A 24,037-nucleotide genomic window follows, 5' to 3' on the forward strand; every position below is an offset into this window, starting at 1 on the left:
TCATCCACGCCCCGAGCGTATGCGCCACTGAGGGACTGTTGCCAACGGGCGAACACTCAGGCACGGTGAGCTGAAGGAAACCCGGGCCATGGACCCGGGTCCGGCATGGAAGCGTCCGGAGGCGCCGATGTCCCAAATCTTCTCCGACGAGACTCACCGGAACCTACTCTCCCGTATCCCCCAGTGCACAGGCCGTGAAGTCGCCGACTGGCTGCGCACCGTCGACGAGGGCCCCGCTTTCTTCCGCTTCGAGGAGAAGGTCAGCTGGCTGCGCGGCGAGCACCAGCTCGCCTACGGCCATGCGAAAGCCATCATCCATGAACACGACTTGAGGCGTGCGGCACGCAAGCTGCGGTAGCCGCTGCCCGGAGGCAGAAGCGTGTATGCCAGACCCACCCAAGGGGGCGGCTTAAGCCGCACAGACAGAAGGGCCCGCGGAGGAGATCACCTCCGCGGGCCCTTCCAGGTGTGAGCCGGTGGTACGGGCGAGGACCACAGGCCCCCGCCCCCGGCGCTAGTCCCTGAAGATCGAGATCAGCCGGAGCAGCTCCAGGTAGATCCACACCAGCGAGAGCGTCAGCCCGAAGGCCGCCAGCCAGGACTCCTCGCGCGGAGCGCCGTACCGGACGCCGTCCTCGATCTGCTTGAAGTCCATCGCCAGGAACGCCGCGCCGAGCACGACACCGACGAGGCCGAAGACGATGCCGAGGCCACCGCTGCGGAAGCCGAGGCCGTCCCCACCGCCGAGGGCGGCGAACAGCAGGTTGACCGCCATCAGCAGGACGAAGCCGATGGCGGCGGCGAGCACAAAGCGCTGGAATCGCGCGTTCACCCGGATGAGGCGGGTCTTGTACGCGACGAGCACACCGACGAACACCGCCATCGTGCCGAGCACGGCCTGCATCGGGATGCCGGACCAGCGGTCGTTGTAGACCTGGCTGATGACGCCGAGGAAGAGACCCTCGAAGAGGGCGTAACCCATGATCAGCGCAGGCGAGGCCGTGCGCTTGAACGACTGGACGAGGCCGAGCACCATCGCCACCAGCGCGGCGCCGAAGCCCACGCCCACCGGAAGCTGCACGATCCACGCGACCGCGGCGGCGACGATGACGGTGCCGAGGGTCATCCCGGTGCGCATGACGACGTCGTCCATCGTCATCCGGCCGGTCTGAAGCGGGCCCGCCGGCGGCGCGCCGTACATCTGCTGAAGCTGGTCGGGGGTCAGATTCTGCTGGTCGCCCGCCGCGTAGGGATTCGTAGGCGCCTGCGTCTGCGCGTACGGGTTACCACCGGCGTACGGGTTGGCCTGACCGGCGGCGGGACTCCCGGCCTGCGGCGCCGCGCCGAAACCGGCGTAGCCGCCGCTGCGGCTGAACCCCCGTCGCGAGAAGACCGGGTTGCTGCTCCTCATCTCACTCCTCCATGGCCGCCGGGCGCGACCTTGACTCAAGAGTAATAGGTAAGCAAAGAAAGCACCCTAGTGCCCAAGGAGGATCTTTTCACGCGCGGGGAAGCCGCGCGAGGCCCCTGCGGGCCCCGCGCACGCACTTTGGGCGACCGTCCACACACGCTGAGTGCGCCCACCGGATCTGAAGGTGCCCGGAACCGGACTTGAACCGGTACGCCCGCGAGGGGCAGCGAGGTTTAAGCTCGCCGTGTCTGCATTCCACCATCCGGGCAGCGGTTCCCCCTGGGCCGCACGGAGCGCGCACGGCCCTCCCCTGGAAGAGAGCAGCACGAGCCTATCCGGGGACATGCCCCCGCACAGTGAATCCGCGGACCGAGGTTGTCTTATTTTATTGGCAACTGAGGGTGCATCAGCAGCGGGGCGGGGTACCCGAAGATGCCGACGGCCATTGGACCTGCCGATATGCCCTGAACCCCCATTAACTGGGGATTGACGCAATCTCGACGCCCCGTCCGGGGTGTCCTCTCCTCCTCAAGGAGGACTCCGTCCCCGCCATCTACATCGCGAGACCCCCCGCAGAACCGGAGCACGGGGTGATCCCGTCCCCCTTCACAACCGGAATGATGAAGTGACGTCCCGCCCACTCCCGCAGAGCACGACAGGAGTCATCCACCGTGACCACCACCCCCTTCGGCGTTGAAACCGCCGCACGCGCCACCGCGGCGGCCGCCCGCGCCACGGACCTGTCCAAGGTCTACGGCGAGGGCGAGACCCAGGTAATCGCTCTGAACTCGGTGTCCGTCGAGTTCCGCCAGGCGGAGTTCACCGCGATCATGGGCCCCTCCGGCTCCGGCAAGTCGACGCTGATGCACTGCATGGCGGGTCTGGACGTCATCTCCAGCGGCTCGGCCCGGATCGGCGAGGTCGAACTGACCACGCTCAAGGACAAGAAGCTCACCCAGCTGCGCCGCGACAAGATCGGCTTCATCTTCCAAGCGTTCAACCTGCTCCCGACGCTGAACGCGCTGGAGAACATCACCCTCCCGATGGACATCGCGGGCCGTAAGGCCGACCAGGCGTGGCTGGACCAGGTCGTGGCCACGGTCGGTCTCGCCGGGCGGCTCAAGCACCGCCCCAACCAGCTGTCGGGTGGTCAGCAGCAGCGTGTGGCGGTGGCCCGCGCCCTGGCCGGCCAGCCGGAGATCATCTTCGCCGACGAGCCGACCGGCAACCTGGACTCCCGCTCCGGCGCCGAGGTCCTGGGCTTCCTCCGCAACTCGGTGCGTGAACTCGGCCAGACGATCGTGATGGTGACCCATGACCCGGTCGCCGCGTCCTACTCCGATCGGGTGGTCTTCCTCGCCGACGGCCAGATCGTGGACGAGTTGCGCAACCCCACCGCCGACTCGGTGCTTGACCGCATGAAGCGCTTCGACGCCAAGGGCCGCACGAGCTGACGCAGGGCGCGCCTCCCCCCTTTTTTGGAGGCTCGGTTTCACTCGCCAATGCCGCCCCGCACCTCCCCACACCACCCTTCAGGACTGACACCTCATGCTCCGTACAGCCCTGCGCAATGTGCTTGCGCACAAGGCCCGGTTGCTGATGACCGTGCTCGCCGTGATGCTCGGCGTGGCCTTCGTGGCCGGCACCCTGGTCTTCACCAACACCATCTCCGACGCCTATCAGAAGAGCTCTCAGAAGGGCTACGAGGGCGTCGACGTCGCCATCGCCCCGGACAAGAAGGACGACGACGCGACCAACCCCGGTGACGCGCCCCGGCTGAGCCAGCAGTTGCTGGACCAGGCGGGCAAGGCGGCCGGCGCCGCCTCCGCCTACGGCGTCGTGGACGGCTACTCCGCCGTCGCCGACAAGAAGGGCGACCTGATCGGCGGCGGCTTCTCCAACCGGGGCGGCAACTACTACCCGGGCCCCGACGGCAAGGACTCCCGGTACACGATGACCGAGGGGCGCGCCCCCAAGGCCATCGGTGAGGTCGCGCTCGACTCCAGGACCGCCGAGCGCGGCCACTACAAGGCCGGGGACTCCGTCCGGGTGTCCGTCGACGGCCCGGTGCGCACCGAGAAGGTCGTCGGCGTGTTCACCACCGACGACGGCAATGTGGCGGCCGGCGGCACTCTCGCGCTGTACGACACGGCCACCGCTCAGAAGCTGTTCGGCAAGCCCGGGCAGTTCGACGAGATCGATGTGAAGGCCGCCGCGGGCACCTCGCAGACGACGCTGAAGTCCGCGATCGACAAGATCCTGCCCGAGCAGGCCAAGGCCACCACCGGCAAGAAGCTCGCCAAGGACCAGGCCGAGGCGATCGAGCAGGGCATGAGCAGCATGCAGACCATGATGCTGGTGTTCGCCGGGATCGCGCTCTTCGTCGGCATCTTCATCATCGTCAACACCTTCTCCATGCTGGTCGCCCAGCGCACCAGGGAGCTGGCCCTGATGCGGGCGGTGGGTGCGACCCGCCGTCAGGTGACCCGCTCGGTGCTGATCGAGGCCACCATCGTGGGCGCCATCGCGGCCGTGGTGGGCCTCGTGGCCGGTATCGGCATCGGCGCCGCGCTGCGCTCGGTGCTCAACTCCACCGGGGCCAACGTCCCGGACGGTCCGCTGGTCGTCGCGCCGACCACGGTGCTGGTCTCGGTGCTCGTGGGCGTCGTGGTGACCGTGCTCTCCGCCTGGCTGCCCGGCCGCCGCGCCGCCAAGATCCCGCCGGTCGCCGCGATGAACAGCGTGCACGCCGCGCCGACCACCCGCGGTCTGGTGGTCCGCAACACCATCGGCGCGATCCTCGCCGCGGGCGGTATCGCCCTGGTGGTCGCCGGTGCGGGCATGGGCGGCGACGGCCAGGGCCCGATGGCGTTCGGCGCGGCCGTCCTGGTGATCGGCGTCTTCGTGCTCACCCCGCTGCTGTCCCGGCCGCTGATCGCGGCCGCCTCCCCGGTGCTGCGGATCTTCGGGATGCCCGGCAAGCTGGCCCGGCAGAACGCGGTGCGCAACCCGCGCCGTACCGCCGCCACCGCCTCCGCCCTGATGGTCGGCCTCACCCTGATCACCGGTATGACGGTGATCGCGGGCAGCATCCAGCAGGCGATCAACAAGATGGCCGCCGACGGGCTGAGGTCCGACTTCGTGGTCAGCATGGGCGGGGGCAGCGCGCGGCCGCTGTCGCCCGAGGTGTCCAAGACCCTGGCGAAGCTGCCCGAGGTCACCTCGATCAGCCCGCTGCGCGCCTCCCCGGCCCGGATCGCCGGCGACTCCGACTCCCTGACCGGCGTCGACCCCAAGGCCATCCGGAACCTGGTGAACGTGGACTTCACCGAGGGCTCGTTCACCGCGCTCGGCGGCACCAAGGCGCTCATCGACGACAAGATCGCGGATGACCACGGCTGGAAGGTCGGTTCGACCATCCCGGTGACCTACGAGGACGGCCGCAAGGGCCGGCTCACCGTGGGCGGTGTCTACGAGGGCAACCAGATGATCCGCGGCGTCATGGTCGACAGCGCCACGGTCAGCCCGCACATGGCCACGGTCGCCGACTTCCAGGTGATGCTGAAGGCCAAGGGCGGCGCGACGGAGGCCAACAAGGACCTCCTGAAGAAGACGCTCGGCGAGAACCCGGCGATCAAGATCCAGACCAAGCAGGACATCTCGGATGAGATCGCCATGATCTTCACCCTGATGCTGAACATGCTCTACGGGCTGCTCGCCATGGCCGTGATCGTCGCGGTGCTCGGTGTCATCAACACCCTGGCGATGTCGGTCTTCGAGCGGTCCAAGGAGATCGGCATGCTGCGGGCGATCGGCCTGGACCGGCGCGGCATCAAGCGGATGGTGCGGCTGGAGTCGCTGGTCATCTCGCTCTTCGGCGGAGTGCTCGGCCTCGGCCTCGGCCTCTTCTTCGGCTGGGCGGCCGGTGAGCTGGTCGCCACCGAACTGCCGACCTACGAGCTGGTCCTGCCGTGGGGCCGGATGGGGCTGTTCCTGCTGATGGCCGCGCTCGTGGGCGTCATCGCGGCGCTGTGGCCGGCCCGGCGGGCCTCCAAGCTCAACATGCTGATGGCCATCAAGGGCGAGTAGCGGCGAGCCGGACACGGGACGTCCCCGTCCGCCCCTCTTCGGGGCGGACGGGGACGTTCGCGTCGCGGCCGCGGATCAGCGCCAGTCGCGGGCGCGCAGCGGAAGCCCCGAGGCCCCGCCCTCGGGGGTGCGGACGGCGAGGATCTGGTTGACCCCGATCCGGTTACGTTCGAATGAGAGGGCGGAGGCGGCCATGTAGAGCCGCCAGACCCGGGCCCGCCCCGGGGAGGTCAGCCGCATGCCCCGCGCCCAGGACCGCTCCAGGTTGGCGACCCAGCGGCGCAGCGTGAGCGCGTAGTGCTCGCGGATGGCCTCCACGTCGCGCACCTCGAAGCCCGCCGCCTCCAGCTGGGTGACGGTCCGGCCGACGGGCGCGAGCTCACCGTCCGGGAAGACATAGCGGTCGATGAACTCGTCCACGTGGTACGCCTCTTCGTCCGGCTGGGGGCGCCGGGCGATCTGATGGTTCAGCAGCCGCCCGCCGGGCCGCAGCAGCCCGTGCAGGATGGCGGTGTACTCGGCGTAGCGCACGGCGCCCACATGCTCGGCCATGCCGATCGAGGAGATGGCGTCGTAGGGCCCGTCCGGAACCTCGCGGTAGTCCTGGACCCGGATCTCCACCTGGTCGGTCAGCCCGTGGTCCGCGACGCGCTTACGGGCGTACGCCGCCTGCTCCTCGGAGAGCGTGACGCCGACGGCGCTCACCCCGTACTCGCGCGCCGCGTGCAGCACCATCGAGCCCCAGCCGCACCCCACGTCCAGCAGCCGCTGACCGGGCTTCAGGGCCAGCTTGCGGCAGACCAGGTCCAGCTTGGCGCGCTGGGCCTCCTCCAGGGTGGAGTCCGGCCCGTCCCAGTAGGCGCAGGAGTAGACCATCGAGGGGCCGAGCACCAGCTCGTAGAAGTCGTTGCCGACGTCGTAGTGGTGGCTGATGGCCTTCCGGTCGCGGCGCAGGGAGTGCACCGGGCCGAAGGAGGTACGGACCTCCTCACGGGGCGGGGTCGGCGGCAGCCCCGGACCGGCGAGCGCGATCAGCCGCCGGGCGGCGGTGCGCAGCGCGGGGTCGCGCAGCGCCTGGAGGCCGGTGCGGAGCCGGGACCGCGGCGGGCCGGCGGGGCCGCGCTCCCACAGCAGCCCGGACAGCCGGTCGAGGGCCTCGTACAGATCGCCCTCGACATCGAGGTCCCCGGCGACCCAGCCACGGGCCAGGCCCAGCTCGCCCGGCCGCCACAGCAGCCGGCGCAGCGCCCTGCGGCGCCTGATCACCAGGGTGGGCGCACCGGGCGGACCGGTCTCGCTCTGGTCCCAGGCGCGGACGCGGATCGGGAGAGGGGTTCCCAGCACCTCCTCGGCCAGGGTGGCGATCCGCCCAGCGGCGTCGGCCATTTCGCACCTCCATGATGGCGAGTCAAGAAGATTCACTCACCACGTAAACACCATGGAAGCGGCTGCGCAGTCCCGCCGACACGTCTGGAATCGGCAAAACAGCTTCAAAAGCGCGCCATCGGAGGGCGTCCGAGGGCAGACGTAAGGGCGTCCGCCCCACGGATGGCGGACGCCCTCGGCGTCATTCGTACGGATCCGGCCGGGTATCCGGCCGGTGGTCAGGATGCCTTGGCCTTCTCGGCCGGGACCGACGGCTTGGCCACGACGGCGGCGCTGACCGGGGAGGCGGCCTCGTAGAACTCCTCGCGGGGGTTCTCGATCGCGCCGAGCGAGACGACCTCGCGCTTGAGGAACATCCCCAGTGTCCAGTCGGCGACCACCCGGATCTTGCGGTTGAAGGTCGGCATGGCCATGCCGTGGTAGCCACGGTGCATGTACCAGGCCAGACGGCCCTTCAGCTTGATCTTCATCTTGCCGAAGACGATCATCGCGACGCCCTTGTGGAGGCCCAGGCCCGCGACGGCACCCTTGTTGGCGTGCTTGTACTCCTTCTGCGGGAAGCCCCGCATACCGGAGATCACGTTGTCACCGAGGACCTTCGCCTGGCGCAGCGCGTGCTGGGCGTTCGGCGGGCACCAGGCGCCCTCGCCGACGGCGAGGTCCGGGACCTGGGCGTTGTCACCGGCGGCCCAGATGTAGTCGGAGCCCTGGACCTGGAGGGTCGGGGCGGTGTCCACGTGGCCGCGCGGGCCGAGCGGCAGGCCGAACCGGGCGAGCGCCGGGTTGGGCTTGACGCCGGCGGTCCACACGATGGTGTTGGAGTCGACCTCCAGGCCGTTCTTGAGGACGACATGGCCGTCGATGCAGGAGTTCATCGAGGTCTCGAGGTAGACCTCGATACCGCGCTTCTGGAGGTGCTCCAGACCCCACTTGCCCAGCTTCGGGCCGACCTCGGGGAGGATCTTGTCGGCGGCGTCGACGAGGACGAACCGCATGTCCTCGCGCTTGACATTGGGGTAGTACTTGGCGGCGTCACGGGCCATGTCCTCGACCTCGCCGATGGTCTCCGCACCGGCGAAGCCACCGCCGACGAAGACGAAGGTGAGCGCCTTGCGCCGGATCTCCTCATCCGTGGTGGAGTCGGCCTTGTCGAGCTGTTCGAGGACGTGGTTGCGCAGGCCGATGGCCTCCTCTATGCCCTTCATACCGATACCGTTCTCCGCGAGACCGGGAATCGGGAAGGTACGGGAGACCGCGCCGAGGGCGACGACCAGGTAGTCGAAGGGCAGCTCGTACGTCTCGCCGACGAGCGGCTGGACGACGGCGACCTTGCGGTCCTGGTCGATGGTCGACACTCGGCCGGTGAGGACCTCCGCCTTGGGGAGCACGCGCCGCAGCGGAACCACGACGTGGCGCGGGGAGATGCTGCCGGCAGCAGCTTCGGGGAGGAAGGGCTGGTACGTCATGTACGAGCGGGGGTCGACGACCGTGACGGTCGCCTCGCCGTACCGCATCTTCTTGAGGATGCGGCGCGCCGCGTACAGGCCTACGTACCCACCGCCTACAACGAGGATCCTGGGACGCTCCGTGGTGCTCATGATTCGAGTATCCAGCACCCCCAGGGGGGCACCTCGTGAGCCCCTTCACAAGCATAGTGGAGGTATCTGCTACACTCCGCCGCCCCTGTGCTGGATACCATACGAACGGGGCGGAACCACTGGCCGGATTCACACGTTCCCGGCCCCCCTGAGCAGGGCTTGTGGCTGAACGCGGGAGTAGACCACGCACCCCGCGCAGGGGTCCGCGACACCTCCCCGACACCTCACGATCCGGTCAGTTATGGGACCCGGTCACCGAAACCGCCCTGGAGCGCCGCATCGGGCGGCCACCAGGCGCCTTTTTCATGTGAAGAGTTTCACGAACTTTCCCGGAGGGGGCTCGCGGAGGGCCCCCGAAGGGGGTTCCGCGGCCGCTCATACGTTATTCCGCCCGCTCAGGCGATGCTCCAGGCGATCCCGTCGAGGATGTCATGTTCGCTCACCACGACCTCCTCGGCACCGGTCCTTTCCATGATCGAAAGCAGGATGAGCGCCCCCGCGCCGATCACGTCGACCCGTCCCGGATGCATCACCGGGATCCTCGCCCGCTCGTCGTGGGTGGAGCCGAGCAGCTTGCCGGTGATCTCGCGGACCTGGTCGAGCGTGATCCGGGAGTGGTGGATCGCGGAGGACTCGTACTCCGCCAGGCCCAGCGCGATCCCGGCCACCGTGGTGACCGAACCGGCCAGCCCGACCAGGGCGTGGCCGTCCGCGGGACGGCAGGCGCGGGTGAGCGGCACGGTCCGCTCGGCGAGGTCCAGCGCCGTGTCGACATCGCACTTTATGGCCGCGATCTGATCCTCCGTCGGGGGATCGGTGATCCGGCCGTCCACCGCCAGATGGCGCTCGGTCAGCCGGACGCAGCCGATGTCCACGCTGCGGGCCGCCCGCACCCCCTCGCCGCCCTCGACGAACTCCGTCGAACCACCGCCGATGTCCACCACCAGATACGGCCCGGGCACATGGGACCGGCCCATGAGCTCCTTGGTGGCCCCGGTGAAGGAGAACTCCGCCTCCTGGTCCCCGCTGATCACCTCCGGTTCGACGCCCAGGATCTCCATGACCCCGCGCACGAACTCCTCGCGGTTCTCGGCATCGCGGGACGCGGAGGTGGCCACGAAACGGACGCGCTCGGCGCCCAGCTCCCGGATGACCTCGGCGTACTCGCGGCAGGCGGCGAAGGTGCGCTCCAGCGCCTCGGGGGCCAGCCGGCCCGTGCGGTCCACGCCCTGGCCCAGCCGGACGATCTTCATCCGGCGGTCGAGCTCGATCAGCTCCCCGGTGGCCGGATCGGCGTCGGCCACCAGCAGCCGGATCGAGTTGGTGCCGCAGTCCACGGCGGCGACGCGGGTCATGCGCTCTCCTCCCGGCTCGTGTCCTCGGCCCCGCGGGGGCCGACACACGGTCCCTTCCGCCACCACTCCGGCAGCATCGCGAGCGCCTCGTCCCCGAGCGGATTGACCCCGGGACCGGCCGCGAGCGCATGGGCGACCAGGACGTGCAGGCACTTCACCCGGTCCGGCATCCCGCCCGCGCTGGGGAAGCCCTGGAGCACCTCGACGGCGTCGCGGCGCGCGATGTAGTCCTCGTGGGCGGCGCGGTAGGCGGCGGCGAGTTCGGGATCGGTGGCCAGCCGGGCCGTCATCTCCTTCATCACACCCCCGGCCTCCAGCGTGCCGATCGCGGACGCGGCGCGCGGACAGGTCAGGTAGTAGAGGGTGGGGAAGGGCGTACCGTCCTCGAGCCGCGGCGCGGTCTCCACGACGTCCGGATTGCCGCAGGGGCAGCGGTGCGCGATCGCACGCAGACCCCGGGGCACGCGGTTCAGCTGCTCCCGTACGGCGTGGATGTCCGCGTCGGTGGGCGCGGTGGGCTCCGTCTGGGGCGGGGGCGTATCCATGAGTGGGAAGTTCTTCTTCTTCGTTTCGATTCGTCACCGGGTGCGCCGGTGGTGGCCGGGGCGCGGCGCCTCAGCGGGCCGCGCCGGCCGCCCCCGCCGCGTCCGCCGTGTCCACGGCGTCCCAGAGGTTGGTGTACCAGGGGCGGCCGGCCGCGCCCTGGTCGGTGGAGCGCTCGGCGGAGCCGCTGCCGTCCACCACGCTGTAGCCGGTCTCCCCCGGCATCAGGAAGTGCAGCCGCTCCCGGGCCTGCCGCTCGGTGTAGGCGGGGTCGCGCAGCCGGGCCTTCTGCTCCCGCAGCTGCTTGACGTCCTCACGGGCCCGCTGGGCCTCGCGCCGCTGCTCGGCGATGTCGGAGCGCTGGGAGATGTACTGCCGCATCGGATAGGCGAGCGCCACGACGAGGGAGCAGACGACCAGCGCGAGCAGGGCCGCCCGGCCGGTCAGCCGGCCCCGGCGGCGCTTGGTCCGCACGCGGTAGACCCGGGCGGCGGCGTGCTCGCCGAGCGCCTTGAGCCTGGTCGCGGTGGAGAACCGTTCGCGATCCGCCGGCACGTCGCCTCCCCGGTGATGACTTCGCTTCGAGTAACGCCGTCCCCGGCCACGGTACGGGACCGCGGCCGGGGACGGGTGTCAGACGTGTCCGCTCAGCCCTTGAAGCGCGGGAAGGCGGAACGGCCCGCGTACACCGCGGCGTCGTCGAGGATCTCCTCGATGCGCAGCAGCTGGTTGTACTTGGCCACCCGCTCGGAGCGGGCCGGGGCGCCGGTCTTGATCTGGCCGCAGTTGGTGGCGACGGCCAGGTCGGCGATGGTGACGTCCTCGGTCTCACCGGAGCGGTGCGACATCATGCACTTGTAGCCGCTGCGCTGGGCCAGCTCGACGGCGTCCAGGGTCTCGGTCAGCGAGCCGATCTGGTTGACCTTGACCAGCAGGGCGTTGGCGGTGTCGCTGTCGATACCGCGGGACAGCCGCTCGGGGTTGGTGACGAAGAGGTCGTCGCCGACCAGCTGGACCTTGTCGCCGAGCTGCTCGGTGATGGTCTTCCAGCCCTCCCAGTCCTCCTCGTTCAGCGGGTCCTCGATGGAGACCAGCGGGTACGCGTCGACCAGCTCGGCGTAGTACGAGGTCATCTCGGCGGCGGTGCGGGACTGCCCCTCGAACTGGTAGGTGCCGTCCTTGTAGAACTCGGAGGCGGCGACGTCCAGCGCGAGCGCGATGTCCTGGCCCGGCTGGTAGCCGGCCTTCTTGACCGCCTCGAGGATCAGGTCCAGGGCCTCGCGGTTGGAGCCGAGGTTCGGCGCGAAGCCGCCCTCGTCGCCGAGGCCGGTGGACAGACCGCGCTCCTTCAGCACGGACTTCAGGGTGTGGTAGACCTCGGTGCCCCAGCGCAGGGCCTCGGAGAAGGACTCCGCGCCGACCGGGGCGATCATGAACTCCTGGATGTCCACATTGGAGTCCGCGTGCGACCCGCCGTTGAGGATGTTCATCATCGGGACCGGCAGCAGATGGGCGTTCGGGCCGCCGAGGTAACGGAAGAGGGGGAGGTCGGACGCCTCGGAGGCGGCGTGCGCTACGGCGAGGGAGACACCGAGGATCGCGTTGGCGCCGAGCGAGGACTTGTCCGGGGTGGCGTCCAGGTCGAACATCGCCTGGTCGATCAGCCGCTGCTCGGTGGCGTCATAGCCGACCAGCTCGGGACCGATCTGCTCGATCACGGCGAGGACGGCCTTCTCCACGCCCTTGCCGTTGTAGCGGTTCTTGTCGCCGTCACGGAGCTCGAGGGCCTCGAAGGCGCCGGTGGAGGCGCCGGACGGAACGGCGGCACGGCCCGTGCTGCCGTCGTCGAGGCCGACCTCGACCTCGACCGTGGGGTTGCCTCGCGAGTCGAGGATCTCGCGAGCTACGACGACGTCGATGGACGGCACGAGGTTCTCCTTCGTATGGGTCTGCGGTAGCAGCACGAGCCTAACGGGCCGGGAGGGCTGCGCCCCGCGTTCGCCCGCCCCACGAGACGGGGGCGTGACACAAAAAGCGAGATTCCGGATTACATATCCGGATTTCCGGGGAATGCGTGAGCCCCGGCGGAACGTGCCGTCGGGGCGGCACGTTCGACCGGGGCTCGTTCAGGCAGTAGCCGTATCCGTGGCCGTGGCTCAGCGGAGGTGCAGCTGCTGGCCCGGGAAGATGAGGTCGGCCTTCTCGATGATGTCCTTGTTCAGCTTGAAGAGCTTCTTCCAGCCGCCCTTGACATCGTGCGCCTTGGCGATCTTGCCGAGGGTGTCGCCGGACTTGACCTTGTACTCGCCGTCACCCTTCTTGATCGGGCCACGGGCCTCCTGGCGCGCGGCGTGCTCGGGCGCGGTACGGGGCTCCGCCTTCGGCTGGGCCGGCTTGGCGGCCGGGGCCGACTTGGTGGAGGCCGAGGACTGGTCCTGCGAACCGGACGGCGCGGACGGCGCGGACGGGCTGCCGCCGGAGGTCAGGCCCGTGCCGCAGACCGGCCAGGCGCCCTTGCCCTGGCTGCCGAGGACCTTCTCGGCGATCTGGATCTGCTGGGCCTTGCTCGCCTTGTCCGCGGTGGAGGCGTAGGCCGTGCCGCCGTAGGCGGCCCAGGTGGAGCTCGAGAACTGAAGGCCGCCGTAGTAGCCGTTGCCGGTGTTGATGGACCAGTTGCCGCCGGACTCGCACTGCGCGACCTGGTCCCACTGGGAGGTGGTGGCGGCGGAAGCGGAGGTCGCCCCGATCAGCGGCGCCGCCACGGCGGCACCGGCGAGACCGGTGAGTGCGGCGATACGGGTGGCCTTGGAGGGACGGCGGTGCTTCCCGTTGGACTTGAGCATGTTTGGTTCGTTTCCTCACCGACGCCTACGAGGTGAGCTGTCGGGTTCGGACGTGAGTTGCCCGGCCGGTCGCGATGGTCGCGCCCGGCTTCACCCCTAGCCGACAAGCCCGTGTCCACAGGCCACTCGGCACCTACCTTGGGTCCCCCGCTCCTGCCTTCGGCGCTGACGCGTCGGTTTCCCCCGACCGCCGGCAGGATTCGGCGTGACGATCGGCGGTGCCCGCGGTGGCGAGCGGAAAAACGGTAAACACACCTTCCGAGAACGTTCAAACACCCCAAGCGGAGCGAATGGGTATGTAATTGATCTCACCCGGTCCACATCGACGCAGGTAGGCCGGGCGAGGAGAGATCGGACACGGGGTACGGCCCGGATATTGTGACGAGATGTATGTCTCACCGGAACCAGATCGGGCAATTCCCCCCGAATCACTGCTCCCTGATGGTGAGGTCAAGTCGCTGACCAGGGATGATCAGGTCGGGGTCGACCCCGATGAGGTCCTCGTTGTTTTCGTAGATCCCTTCCCAACCCCGGGCCACATTCCGGTGCTCGGCGATCCCTGACAGGTTGTCACCGGGGCGAACGGTGTAATCGTCACCCGTGGGGCTCTGCTCGCGGTCCGCAGCCTCGCGCGAGGCATGGCGCCCGGAGGGCCGGGCGTCCGACGAACCGCCGTCGTCGGCCCGCTCCCCCGCGTCCGGGGCGCCGCGGTGGCGGCCGGAGGACGTGGGGTCGGCGGAGGGAGTCGTCGAGGGCTCCTTCGAGCGGTCGGAGCCACCCGACTCCGGACCGCCCGACTCCGGACCGTCCGAGGCCCGGCGGTCCGACTCCGAGCCGTCCCGCCCGTCGGGGGACTGGGAGGCGTCGGGCGCCTCGGACCCCTCGGCCGAGCCCGGCTCATCCGTCTTATCGGTATTGCCGGATGTCTCCGAACCGTCCCGCGACGGGGAGGAGGAGCCGTCCTGCCCTCGGTCCCCCGGCTCGTCCCCGCCGCGGCCCGTGCCCGGGTCCGCGGTGGCCGCACCGCCGGGGTCCCCATCGGGGGCGCCGGCGTCATCGGCGAGCCCGGCGCCCAGCGCACAGCTCGGCCAGGCGTCGGGGCCACGGTCGCCGAGGATCGCCTCGGCGACGGATATCTGCTGGGAGCGGCTGGCCAGGTCGGGGCGCGGGGCGTACTCCGCGCCGCCATACTGCTTCCACATGTCGAGGGTCAGCTGAAGCCCGCCGTAGAAGCCGTTGCCCTCGTTGGCACTCCACATCCCGCCGCTCTCGCACTCGGCGACCTGGTCCCAGGTGGCGGCCGGGGCGGCCTGTGCGCCGGCCGCCCCGAAGAGGGGGATGGCGAGGCCCGCCCCCGTGACCCCCGCCGCGACGATGATGGCCGGGACCTGACGAGGGCGACGGTGTCGACCATTACCGGAACGCATGCGATTGACCTCTCCTAGGCGCTATGGCGACTGGGTTTGCCGGTGAACATAGCGAGGGCCCTCGATCATCACAAGCGGATGTATCCCAGGTCACGCCGAGGTCACACGGCTGATGTTTCGTCACCTATGTCGCGCCGTACGGGGCTTGGGCCTTCAGCCGCCGGTGGAATTCCAGGTCACCGGAAGCGTGCGCAGCCCGCGCATGATGAGCCCGCCGCGCCATCGCAGATCCTCCGGATCGGCCGCGAGCCGTAGTCCGGGCAGCCGCCGCAGCAGGGTGCCGATCGCGGTCCGGGCCTCCAGCCGGGCCAGCGGGGCGCCCAGACAGTAATGGATGCCGTGGCCGTAGCCGAGGTGCTGATTGTCCCGGCGGGCGAGGTCGAGGACATCGGGCGCCGCGAACCGCTCGGGGTCCCGGTCGGCGGCGGCGAGCACCACCAGCACCGGCTCGCCCTCGGCGATGCGCTGCCCCGCGAGGGTGAGCGGCTCGGTGGCGAACCGCCAGGTGGCGATCTCCACGGGTCCGTCGTAGCGCAGCAGCTCCTCGACCCCGGCGGCCAGCAGCCGCTCGTCCCCTTCTTCCACCGCCCGCTGCATCTGGGCGCGCTGCTCCGGATTGCGCAGCAGTGCGTAGACGCCGTTGCCGATCAAGTTGATGGTCGTTTCGAAGCCGGCGAAAAGAAGCACGAAGCACATCGCGGCGGCCTCGTTCTCGGTGAGGTGCTCACCGTGGTCGCTGGCCCGGATCAGCCCCGAGATCAAGTCCTCGCCGAGATCGCCGCGCTTGCGGTGGATCAGCTCGGCGAGGTACCCGCGGATCCGCTTCACCGCTCGGGCCACTCCGCCCCGGGGTCCGGAGCCGTGGCGGATCATCATGCCCGCCCAGTCCCGCAGATCGTCCTGGTCCTCCCGCGGCACCCCGAGCAGATCGCAGATGGCATAGATAGGGAGGGGAAAGGCGAACTCATGGATGAGGTCCGCCTCTCCCCTCTCCTCGAAGGCGTCGATGAGCTGATCGGTGAGGGTCCGCACCCGGGGGGCGAACTCGGCCACCCGGCCCGGGGTGAACGCCTTCGACACCAGCCGCCGCAGCCGGGTGTGGTCCGGCGGGTCGATATTGAGCAGATGCGTCATCAGCTCGGCGCTGCGCTCCCCGGGGATGCCCACCTTGCCCTTGGCGTGGGCCGCCGCGCTGTGCCGCTGGGGGTTCTTCGAGAGCCGGGGATCGGCCAGCGCCTTCTTTGCATCCGCGTAACGGGTCACCAGCCAGGCGTCGACACCGCTGGGCAGCGTGGTGCGGTGCACGGGGGCGTGGTCGCGTAGCCAGGCGTACGCAGGGTAGGGATCGGTGGCGAACTCCCAGGTGAAGAGGGTGGGAGCGGAGTTGTCACAGGGCTGTTCCGACACCCCCCGACGATACCGGCGAGGGCCCGCCCCGCCCGGCCTGCCGGAAGTACCGGGAGACAAGCGAAATAACGGAATAAGAGAAACAAAGCCAAACAAAGCGGAACAAAGAGAATAAGGGAGTCATGAGCGGGATGAATGGCTAGCGGAATTCACCATTCATCTCCACACACCCTTCACGATCCACACACAGCGCGGGTCGAATGCCCGGATATCTGATGGCTGAGGCCCCCGTTCGGCGGATGCCCGCGCCGCCCTGGTACGAACCCCCGAGACCCGCCCTGACGTCGGTCAACGCAGTGAACTGGCGGTGCGCATGAGCCAACGTCAGATGAACGAATGGGACCGGGGCACATGCGCGGAGACCGGGGTTACCGGTGATACGATCACCGCGCTTGCCAGGCGAGCCAAGGGCGCGTAAGACACACGGCGATCCGGCACATCAGCCGAGAGGATCCCCACTCTGAGGAGCATTATGCCGCCAGTTGGGCATATGGAGCCGTTCCGGCGCACCGACGCCTGTGCGCTGCCGTCGGCAAGACGAGTGCGATGTCCCCGGAACCCGCGGGCGCCGTACGGGCGCTGACTTACCGCCGCTCAGACCATTCCAGACGCAAACGCACCACACCCCCTAAAGTCCCTGGCGGTCTAGTCGTTTAAAGAGAGTCTCAATGACGCAATATCTACAGGATCCAGCACTCTGGGCCCTGATCGCTGGCACGCCTCTCGCCGCAACCGCCATTATCCGCGGGCGAAGGGCGCGGGCGAATCTGCGCCAGGAGAAGGCGGAGCTCGAGAAACGCTCGGCCGAGCTCGAGAACAATTACGCCGAGGCGGTGCAGGACGCCCAGAGTCGCGCCGAGGAAGCCACCAAGAGTGCGCTGAAGTCCGCTATGCGTACGCTTCAGGGTCTCGCCAACGAGCAGCAGCTGGCCCTCTCCAAGACCCAGGAAAAGTACGGCGAGCACCAGCTTCTCCAGGACCTCCTGGAGATCGACCACATGAACTCGCAGTTCGGTCGGCGTGCCCAGTCCATCGCGGTGCTCTGTGACGGCTGGCTGGGCCGGCAGCGGGCCGTCGCCTCGGTGTACGACGTGGTGCGCAGCGCGAAGGGCCGCATCCGTCACTACACCCGGGTGGAGATCCGCTCGCAGAGCAACTTCGCCCTGGTGAGCCGGGCCGTGGAGCCGGTCGCACTGGCGCTGGCCGAGCTTTTGGACAACGCGACCAGTTACTCCGCTCCCGACTCGCCGATCGACATCACCATTCGTACCGTCCCCAAGGGCGTCTGCGTCATCATCGACGACGCCGGCGTCGGTATGAACGAGGAGGAGAAGAACCGGGCGGACAAGCTGCTCTCGGCCACGCACGCCACAGGTGTAACAGGACTCGGCAATCCGCCGCAGTTCGGTTTCGCGGTGATCGGTGTGCTCGCCGCGCGCTACGGCTTCACGGTGTCCGTCGATTCGGCCTCTCCCTACGGTGGTGTACGCGCGGTTGTGCTTCTCCCCGAGGACCTTCTGACCAATATGCCCGAGCCGGAAGAGCAGCCGACGACCCACGTTCCCGACGCGGCCGACGAGCCGCATATGAGCGGTTCCACCTTGAGTGCTTCCACCGTGAGCGGTTCCACCACCGGGGGCCTGCCCAAACGTCGCCGCAAGGGTGCGATTTCCATCGTCCCCAGAACGGACGCCCAGGGTGCCCAGGGCCGGACGAGCGAGGAAACCGCTTCGATCATGGGCGCCTTCCAGCGCGGCACTCAGTCCGGACGCTCAGCATCAAACCCGAACAGGGAAGGGCATGATCCTCAGTGAACAACGACCTGTCATGGATGCTTGAGAGCGCCCTGGAAGTACCAGGGGCTCGTCACGCGATCCTGGTCTCCGCCGACGGTCTGCTGATGGCCCGTTCTCAAGAGGTCGCAAAGGACGAGGCCGACACCGTCGCGGCGGCGATGAGCGGCATCCAGTCGCTGAGCCGCACCATGGCCGGCTTCTGCGGTGGCACCCATATGACGTGGCGCCAGACCCTGGTCGAGTTCGACGGTGGCTGGGTCTTCCTCATCTCCGCGGGTGAGGGCGCCTATCTGGCGGTCTCCTCCGCTCCGGATGTCGACATGGCCGACATCACCTTCCGGATGCAGCAGCTTGTCGGGCAGCTCGGCAAGGCGCTGACCACACCACCTCGCGAAAACACCGGTATCCAGGCATGACGGCACCAGGCGAGCAGGAGCCCGAGTCCGCTCAATTAGTGCGACCGTATGTCATCACCAACGGTCGAGGGCTCCCGGAGAATGACCAGTTCAACCTGATCACACTGGTCACCGCGTCCGAACAGAGACAACCCGGTCATCTCGACCCGGAGAAGCGCAGGCTCTTGGAGCTGTGCGCGGGTGGTTACCTGTCGGTTGCCGAGATAGCCGGGCACATGGGGCTTCCGATCGGCATCGTGAAGGTCCTGCTGTCCGATCTCTCGACGGACGGATATCTGGTCACCCGCGCCCCCGCGCCCCCCGCGCAGCTTGTCGATGTTTCGCTCCTTCAGGAGGTGCTGGATGGGCTCCAGGCCCGTTTCGGATGACGACGTCTATCTGAACGATGCGGTGCAGATCGCGGCCAAGATCCTGGTCGTGGGGCACTTCGCGGTCGGCAAGACGACGTTCATCGGCACCATGTCCGAGATCCCTCCGCTGCGCACCGAGGAGCGGATGACTCAGGCCGGAGCCCACGTCGATGACCTCATGGGCACCCGGGGCAAGACCACGACCACCGTGGCCATGGACTTCGGTCGCCTCACACTCAGCGACAGACTTGTCCTGTATCTCTTCGGCACACCTGGACAGGAACGCTTCGTCCAGGTGTGGGAGGACATGACCCGAGGCGCTCTCGGGGCACTGATTCTCGTCGATCCCGAACGGCTCAAGGAGTCCTTCCCGGTGATCGACCTGGTGGAGCACTACGGGCTCCCCTATGCGATTTCCGTCAACCACTTCGCCGGCACACCGGACCGCCCCGACGAGGAATTGCGCGAGGCGCTCGATCTGCTGCCCGAGACCCCGATCGTCACCTGTGACGCACGTGACGAGAAGTCATCGGCCAACGCGCTGATAACGCTTGTCCGTTACCTACAGGAACGTACCCGCTAGGAGCACCTGATGAACATGCAATCGGATTTTCCGGCGGTGCCACCACCCGGCTGCCCCGCCCATGGCAGCGGCAAGCGGGTGCCGCTGTACGGGACGGAGTTCGCCGCCGATCCGGGTGCCTACTACACGTATATGCGCTCGTACGGCCCGGCCGCGCCGGTAGAGCTCTCCCCCGGGGTCGAGGCCACGCTGGTCACCGACTACTCGGCGGCGCTCCAGCTGCTTCAGAATCCGGACACCTTCCGGAAGGACTCGCGCCGCTGGCGCGACTACAACGAAGGCAAGGTCAGTCGGGACAATCCGGTCGTCCCGCTGCTGGAATACCGGCCGAACTGCATGTTCACCGATGGCGCCGAGCATATGCGGCTGCGTCAGGCGGTGACCGACAGCCTGGCCCGGGTGGATGCGCATCGACTGAGCCGCCATGTCGAGCGCGTCTCGGAATATCTGATGGACCAGTTCCTCGCCCGGGGCTCCGCCGATCTGCTCAACGATTACGCCAAGCTGCTGCCGCTGTTCGTTTTCAATGAGCTCTTCGGATGCCCGGCCGAGATCGGCGACCGGGTCATCTTCGGTATCTCCGGGATTTTCGACGGAATCAATGCGGAGAAGGCGAACGAGGTACTCGGCCAGAGCGTCGCCGAGCTCGTCCAGCTGAAGCGCAAGCAGCCCGGGGAGGATGTCACCTCCTGGCTTATGCAGCACCATTCCCAGCTGAACGATGAAGAAATGGTTCATCAGCTGGTGCTGCTGCTGGGTTCCGGCGCCGAGCCCCAGCGGAATCTCATCGCCAACGCACTGCTGCTTCTGCTCTCCGACGAGCGGTACTCGGGAGCCGGGCTGCTGGTCGAGGACGCCATAGACGATGTGCTGTGGAACAGCCCGCCGATGGCCAACTACGCTCCGCATTATCCGGTTTCGGATGTGGACTTCGCCGGAACCCGACTGCGGGCCGGCGATCTGGTACTGGTCTCCATCGCGGCTGCGAACACCGACCCGGCCCTGTCCGCCTCCCGGCAGCAGCTCAGCAAGCGGGCCCACCTCGCATGGAGCGCCGGTCCGCACGCCTGCCCGGCCAAGGACACCGCTCAGCTCATTGGTGTGGTGGCCATCGAAAAACTGCTCAACAAGCTGCCGGACATCGAAATCGCGGTGCCGGAGTCGAGTCTCACTTGGCGTCCGGGCCCGTTCAACCGCGGGCTTACCGCACTACCCGCCCGATTCACTCCGATACGTACGGATAAACAGCCTGTTACCAGGCAGGAGATCCCCACGGGCGATCATCGCGCCCACGCCCAGAATAAGCAGGAGAGGGGCGGCTTGTGGAGTTCGTTCCTCACCTGGTGGAGGGCGTGATCTAGGTCACACCGGGGTTCCCATTTCATACCGCATGAATGTTCAACAGGACGGGTAGGAACTATCGCGCAATTTTTGTTGGCCAAAATCTAAGAGGAGCTGTCGTGAGGTCTCCCGCCGCCGACGACATCAGTGTCGGTCGACGATCCGCGGTTTCACTCATACCTCGACCGCACCCCCACCCCTGCGGCCAATCGAACACCTACCCTAATTTCGCGGAAGCACACGCGATGGGAACCCAGATACCCGCCCCACCGGGCGGGTATCTTCTCGTGGGACGTGAAGAGCGGGTTTTCCCGCCGCACAAACCCAAACAGCCGTTCCTCTCGATTCAGCGGGAGGTTCGATGAACGGTTTCCGTTCGGGTGAGGTGCTGCTCGGTGACCTCGCCACGGGGCAGCTGACCCAGCTGTGCCAGGTGGCGGGGTTGAGTGAGGCCGATACGGCCGCCTACAGGGGGGTGCTGATCGAGAGTCTGGGGGCCTCGGCCGGACGGCCGTTGGCCCTGCCGCCCCCGTCGCGAACCTTTCTCTCCGACGACCACAGCCCCGTGGAGTTCTCCCTGGCGTTCCTGCCGGGCCGGGCTCCGGATTTGCGGGTGCTGGTGGAGCCGGGTTGCTCCAGCGGCGACGACTTGGCCGAAAATGGCCGGGCCGGTCTCCAGGCGATCCACGCCATGGCGGACCGCTGGGGGTTCTCGACCAACCAGCTCGACCGGCTCGAGGACCTGTTCTTCCCCGGCTCCCCCCAGGGCCCGCTGGCCCTGTGGTGTGCCCTGGAGCTCCGCCCCGGCGGGGTCCCCGGGGTGAAGGTCTATCTCAACCCCTCGGCGAACGGCGCCGACCGGGCCGCGGAAACGATCCGCGAGGCGCTGGCCAGGCTGGGCCATCACCAGGCGTTCGACTCGCTGCCCCGGGCGGAGGGCTTCCCGTTCTTCGCCCTGGACCTCGGCGACTGGGACGCCCCACGGGTGAAGGTCTACCTCAAGCACCCCGGCCTGTCCCCCACCGAAGCGGGCTCCCTCGCCAGGATGACGCCCGCGCCGGGCCGGGAGGGGCTGGAGGAGTTCTTCCGCACCGTCGGCGACCTCCCCGCCCCCGGGGAACTCGGCGCCGACGACGAGGGCACCGACCGGCTCACCGGACGCCCCGCCCTCACCTGCCACTCCTTCACGGAGACGGCGAGCGGACTGCCCAGCGGATACACCCTCCACGTGCCCGTCCGCGACTACGTCCGGCACGACGGCGAGGCACGGGAGCGGGCAGTGGCCGTACTGCGCGGCAATGGCATGGACAGTACGGCCCTGGACCGGGCGCTGGCGGCAGTGAGCCCGCGCCCCCTCGGCGACGGTGTGGGCCTGATCGCCTATCTGGCACTGGTCCACCAGCGCGGCCGACCGCTGCGGGTGACCGTCTACGTCTCCTCCGAGGCGTATGAGACACGGCCGCCCCGCGAGACGCTCCCCACCCGCGACCGGGTGCGGGCACGGCTGTGACATCCGCCGAGACACGGAACAACGAACAGAAGACAGGAGCAGCGGTCAGCGTGGAGCCGTACAGGATCAAGGTTGTCGAACCGATACCCTTCACCACACGGCAGCAGCGCGAAGAAGCGCTGAAGCGTGTCAACTACAACCTCTTCGACCTGCGTGCCGAAGAGGTGACCATCGATCTGCTCACCGACTCGGGCACCGGGGCACTCTCCGCCGCCCAGCTCGCCGCGGGAATGGCCGGCGACGAGTCCTACTCGGGATCCCGCTCGTTCTACCGGTTCCATGAGACGGTCACCGAGCTCACGGGTTACGCACATGTCCTCCCGGCCCACCAGGGGCGCGCCGCGGAGCGGGTGCTGTTCACCACCCTGCTGGAGCGCGGCAATCTGGTGCTGTCGAACACCCACTTCGACACCACCCGGGCCAATGTCGAGCTGAACGAGGCCGAGGCGCGCGACCTGCCGTGTCCGGAGGCCAAGAACCTCGACAGCACCGACCCGTTCAAGGGCAACATCGACCTGGACGCGCTCGCCCGGACGCTGTCCGGGCCCGAGGGCTCCCGGGTGGCGGTGGTGGTCATGACGATCACCAACAACGGCGGTGGCGGCCAGCCCGTCTCCATGGAGAACCTCAAGCGGACGGCCGCGCTCTGCCGTCAGCACGGGGTTCCGCTCTTCCTGGACGCCGCCCGGTTCGCGGAGAACGCCTGGCTGGTCACCCGCCATGAGGAGGGCTACCGCGACCGCACCCCCCGGCAGGTCGCGGAGGAAGCGTTTCGGCTGGCCGACGGCTGCATGATGAGCGCCAAGAAGGACGGCATCGTCCACATCGGCGGCTTCATCGGCACCAACGACCCGGAGCTCGCCCAGAAGTGCGAGCTGCTCCTCATCGCCACCGAGGGGTTCGCGACCTACGGCGGTCTGGCCGGACGCGACCTCGACATGATGGCGCAGGGGCTGACCGAGGTGACCGAGGTGAGCTATCTCGCCGAGCGCGCCGGGATCGCCTCCCACCTCGCCCAGCGGGTCCGCGCCGCGGGCGTGGACATCGTCGAGCCGCCCGGTATGCACGCGCTCTACCTCAACGCCGGACGGCTGCTGCCGCACATCCCGTCCCACCACTACCCCGGCCATGCCCTGGCCTGCCAGCTCTATCTGGAGGGCGGCATCCGCTCGGCCGAGCTGGGATCGCTCTACCTCGGTGAGGAGGACGAACACGGAAACCCGGTGAAGAGCGCGCCGTACGAGCTGGTCAGGCTCGCCCTGCCGCGCCGGGTCTACACCCGTAGCCACTACGACCACGTGGGTGAGACGCTCGCGAAGATCGCCAAGAACGCGGACCAGGTGTACGGCTTCCGGATCACCGAGCAGTCCCCGATCCTGCGCCACTTCCGCGCCACGCTGGAGCCGGTGCCCCTCAGGGGCTGACCGCCGCACGACCGGACCGCGGGCCCGGCACCGGAAACCACCGGTGCCGGGCCCGCGTCGTACGCCCGCCCCGGCGCGCCGCCCCGGCACCCCGGCGCCGCCCCGGCACCGCGTGCCGCGTGCCGGGTGCACGCCGTTCAGCCGTTGCCGAACGAGCCGCTGCCGCCCTCGGTCCAGGTCGGCCGGGTCTCCGCGCCGCCCTCGCCGGAGTCCCGGGTCCCGGAGCCGCCCAGTTCGTACGGACGGCGGCGGCCACCGTCCCGGTCCAGCTCATCGGGCTCGCGGTGCTGGGTGACATAGCCGACCCGGTCCCCGTCGTCCTGGTGCCCCGGGCCGTGGCCCGCCGCCCTGGCCTCGTGGTCGGCCTCCTGGGCCTTCTGCCAGGCACCGGCGCGGGGCTGCGGCCGCTGGGGCGGGGCCGCTTCACGGGCCCGTAGCCGTATCCCCCACCACACGGCCCCGACGCACAGGATGACGACCACCAGACCGACGATGAACGGACCCGTCCCGATCAGCAGGTCCCGGGCCACGGCGAGATCCTCGGTGTACGTATCCATG

The 24,037-nt window shown here is 68.8% G+C and carries 21 protein-coding genes, 1 tRNA gene and 1 riboswitch; of the genes, 10 read left to right on the forward strand and 12 right to left on the reverse strand.

Translation table 11 applies throughout. The annotated features are described in order from the left end of the window. Positions 1–127 precede the first annotated feature (127 nt). The gene (locus AB0E24_RS38200) at positions 128–358 is read left to right on the forward strand and encodes a DUF4287 domain-containing protein (RefSeq protein WP_069873484.1); all 231 of its coding nucleotides are present in this window, start codon (positions 128–130) and stop codon (positions 356–358) included. A gap of 156 nt (positions 359–514) precedes the next feature. Here AB0E24_RS38200 and AB0E24_RS38205 read toward each other — a convergent pair whose 3' ends face one another. Both AB0E24_RS38205 and AB0E24_RS38210 read right to left on the reverse strand, forming a co-directional pair. Then, complete coding sequence (locus AB0E24_RS38205; RefSeq protein ID WP_069873400.1) at positions 515–1,411, reverse strand: Bax inhibitor-1/YccA family protein; 897 nt, start codon at positions 1,409–1,411, stop codon at positions 515–517. Positions 1,412–1,596: 185 nt separating this feature from the next. Continuing rightward, positions 1,597–1,679, reverse strand: a tRNA-Leu gene (locus tag AB0E24_RS38210). 403 nt (positions 1,680–2,082) lie between these two features. Here AB0E24_RS38210 and AB0E24_RS38215 point away from each other — a divergent pair. Beyond that, complete coding sequence (locus AB0E24_RS38215) at positions 2,083–2,865, forward strand: ABC transporter ATP-binding protein (protein ID WP_069873402.1); 783 nt, start codon at positions 2,083–2,085, stop codon at positions 2,863–2,865. A gap of 94 nt (positions 2,866–2,959) precedes the next feature. Continuing rightward, positions 2,960–5,500: an ABC transporter permease gene (locus AB0E24_RS38220; protein ID WP_359384201.1), complete on the forward strand. Its 2,541-nt coding sequence runs from the start codon at positions 2,960–2,962 to the stop codon at positions 5,498–5,500. Positions 5,501–5,575: 75 nt separating this feature from the next. Here AB0E24_RS38220 and AB0E24_RS38225 read toward each other — a convergent pair whose 3' ends face one another. The 9 genes from AB0E24_RS38225 to AB0E24_RS38265 form a co-directional block, all read right to left on the reverse strand. Continuing rightward, entirely contained in the window at positions 5,576–6,886 is a 1,311-nt protein-coding gene (locus AB0E24_RS38225) for an SAM-dependent methyltransferase (RefSeq protein WP_099014009.1), read from the reverse strand. Positions 6,887–7,104: 218 nt separating this feature from the next. Further along, positions 7,105–8,484: an NAD(P)/FAD-dependent oxidoreductase gene (locus AB0E24_RS38230; protein WP_079257915.1), complete on the reverse strand. Its 1,380-nt coding sequence runs from the start codon at positions 8,482–8,484 to the stop codon at positions 7,105–7,107. Between the two features lie 395 nt (positions 8,485–8,879). After that, the gene (locus AB0E24_RS38235; RefSeq protein WP_359384204.1) at positions 8,880–9,839 is read right to left on the reverse strand and encodes a Ppx/GppA phosphatase family protein; all 960 of its coding nucleotides are present in this window, start codon (positions 9,837–9,839) and stop codon (positions 8,880–8,882) included. Next, entirely contained in the window at positions 9,836–10,384 is a 549-nt protein-coding gene (locus tag AB0E24_RS38240; protein ID WP_099014010.1) for a DUF501 domain-containing protein, read from the reverse strand. The genes AB0E24_RS38235 and AB0E24_RS38240 overlap by 4 nt, the downstream gene beginning before the upstream one ends. Positions 10,385–10,454: 70 nt before the next feature. Further along, positions 10,455–10,937: an FtsB family cell division protein gene (locus tag AB0E24_RS38245; protein WP_069873413.1), complete on the reverse strand. Its 483-nt coding sequence runs from the start codon at positions 10,935–10,937 to the stop codon at positions 10,455–10,457. A 92-nt stretch (positions 10,938–11,029) separates the two neighbouring features. Then, positions 11,030–12,310, reverse strand: a complete 1,281-nt coding sequence (gene eno / locus AB0E24_RS38250) for a phosphopyruvate hydratase (protein ID WP_069873415.1) — start codon at positions 12,308–12,310, stop codon at positions 11,030–11,032. Positions 12,311–12,538: 228 nt separating this feature from the next. Beyond that, entirely contained in the window at positions 12,539–13,225 is a 687-nt protein-coding gene (locus tag AB0E24_RS38255) for a transglycosylase family protein (protein WP_147966224.1), read from the reverse strand. A gap of 7 nt (positions 13,226–13,232) precedes the next feature. Continuing rightward, a riboswitch (cyclic di-AMP (ydaO/yuaA leader) is annotated at positions 13,233–13,400 on the reverse strand. A gap of 253 nt (positions 13,401–13,653) precedes the next feature. Then, positions 13,654–14,652 carry a transglycosylase family protein gene (locus AB0E24_RS38260; RefSeq protein WP_359384208.1) on the reverse strand — a complete coding sequence of 333 codons (999 nt, stop codon included), beginning with the start codon at positions 14,650–14,652 and terminating at the stop codon, positions 13,654–13,656. Between the two features lie 153 nt (positions 14,653–14,805). Next, positions 14,806–16,059 (reverse strand): cytochrome P450 family protein, encoded by a 1,254-nt coding sequence (locus AB0E24_RS38265; RefSeq protein ID WP_359384210.1) that lies wholly within the window; start codon positions 16,057–16,059, stop codon positions 14,806–14,808. Positions 16,060–16,727: 668 nt separating this feature from the next. Here AB0E24_RS38265 and AB0E24_RS38270 point away from each other — a divergent pair. From AB0E24_RS38270 to AB0E24_RS38300, 7 genes are all read left to right on the forward strand, one after another. After that, positions 16,728–17,873 (forward strand): sensor histidine kinase, encoded by a 1,146-nt coding sequence (locus AB0E24_RS38270; protein WP_069873423.1) that lies wholly within the window; start codon positions 16,728–16,730, stop codon positions 17,871–17,873. Next, entirely contained in the window at positions 17,870–18,271 is a 402-nt protein-coding gene (locus AB0E24_RS38275; RefSeq protein ID WP_069873425.1) for a roadblock/LC7 domain-containing protein, read from the forward strand. The genes AB0E24_RS38270 and AB0E24_RS38275 overlap by 4 nt, the downstream gene beginning before the upstream one ends. Further along, positions 18,268–18,639, forward strand: coding sequence for a DUF742 domain-containing protein (locus AB0E24_RS38280; RefSeq protein ID WP_069873427.1), 372 nt, complete (start codon positions 18,268–18,270; stop codon positions 18,637–18,639). The genes AB0E24_RS38275 and AB0E24_RS38280 overlap by 4 nt, the downstream gene beginning before the upstream one ends. Then, the gene (locus tag AB0E24_RS38285; RefSeq protein ID WP_079257920.1) at positions 18,614–19,204 is read left to right on the forward strand and encodes a GTP-binding protein; all 591 of its coding nucleotides are present in this window, start codon (positions 18,614–18,616) and stop codon (positions 19,202–19,204) included. The genes AB0E24_RS38280 and AB0E24_RS38285 overlap by 26 nt, the downstream gene beginning before the upstream one ends. Before the next feature lie 9 nt (positions 19,205–19,213). Then, complete coding sequence (locus AB0E24_RS38290; protein WP_079257921.1) at positions 19,214–20,560, forward strand: cytochrome P450; 1,347 nt, start codon at positions 19,214–19,216, stop codon at positions 20,558–20,560. Between the two features lie 346 nt (positions 20,561–20,906). After that, positions 20,907–22,055: a tryptophan dimethylallyltransferase family protein gene (locus AB0E24_RS38295; protein WP_079257922.1), complete on the forward strand. Its 1,149-nt coding sequence runs from the start codon at positions 20,907–20,909 to the stop codon at positions 22,053–22,055. A gap of 50 nt (positions 22,056–22,105) precedes the next feature. Further along, the gene (locus AB0E24_RS38300) at positions 22,106–23,479 is read left to right on the forward strand and encodes a tryptophanase (RefSeq protein ID WP_069873434.1); all 1,374 of its coding nucleotides are present in this window, start codon (positions 22,106–22,108) and stop codon (positions 23,477–23,479) included. 137 nt (positions 23,480–23,616) lie between these two features. Here AB0E24_RS38300 and AB0E24_RS38305 read toward each other — a convergent pair whose 3' ends face one another. After that, complete coding sequence (locus tag AB0E24_RS38305) at positions 23,617–24,036, reverse strand: DUF6479 family protein (RefSeq protein ID WP_167501988.1); 420 nt, start codon at positions 24,034–24,036, stop codon at positions 23,617–23,619. Between the last annotated feature and the right edge of the window lies 1 nt (position 24,037).

The sequence above is a fragment of the Streptomyces malaysiensis subsp. malaysiensis genome (genome assembly GCF_040653035.1).
In the GTDB taxonomy this organism is placed as follows: domain Bacteria; phylum Actinomycetota; class Actinomycetes; order Streptomycetales; family Streptomycetaceae; genus Streptomyces; species Streptomyces malaysiensis.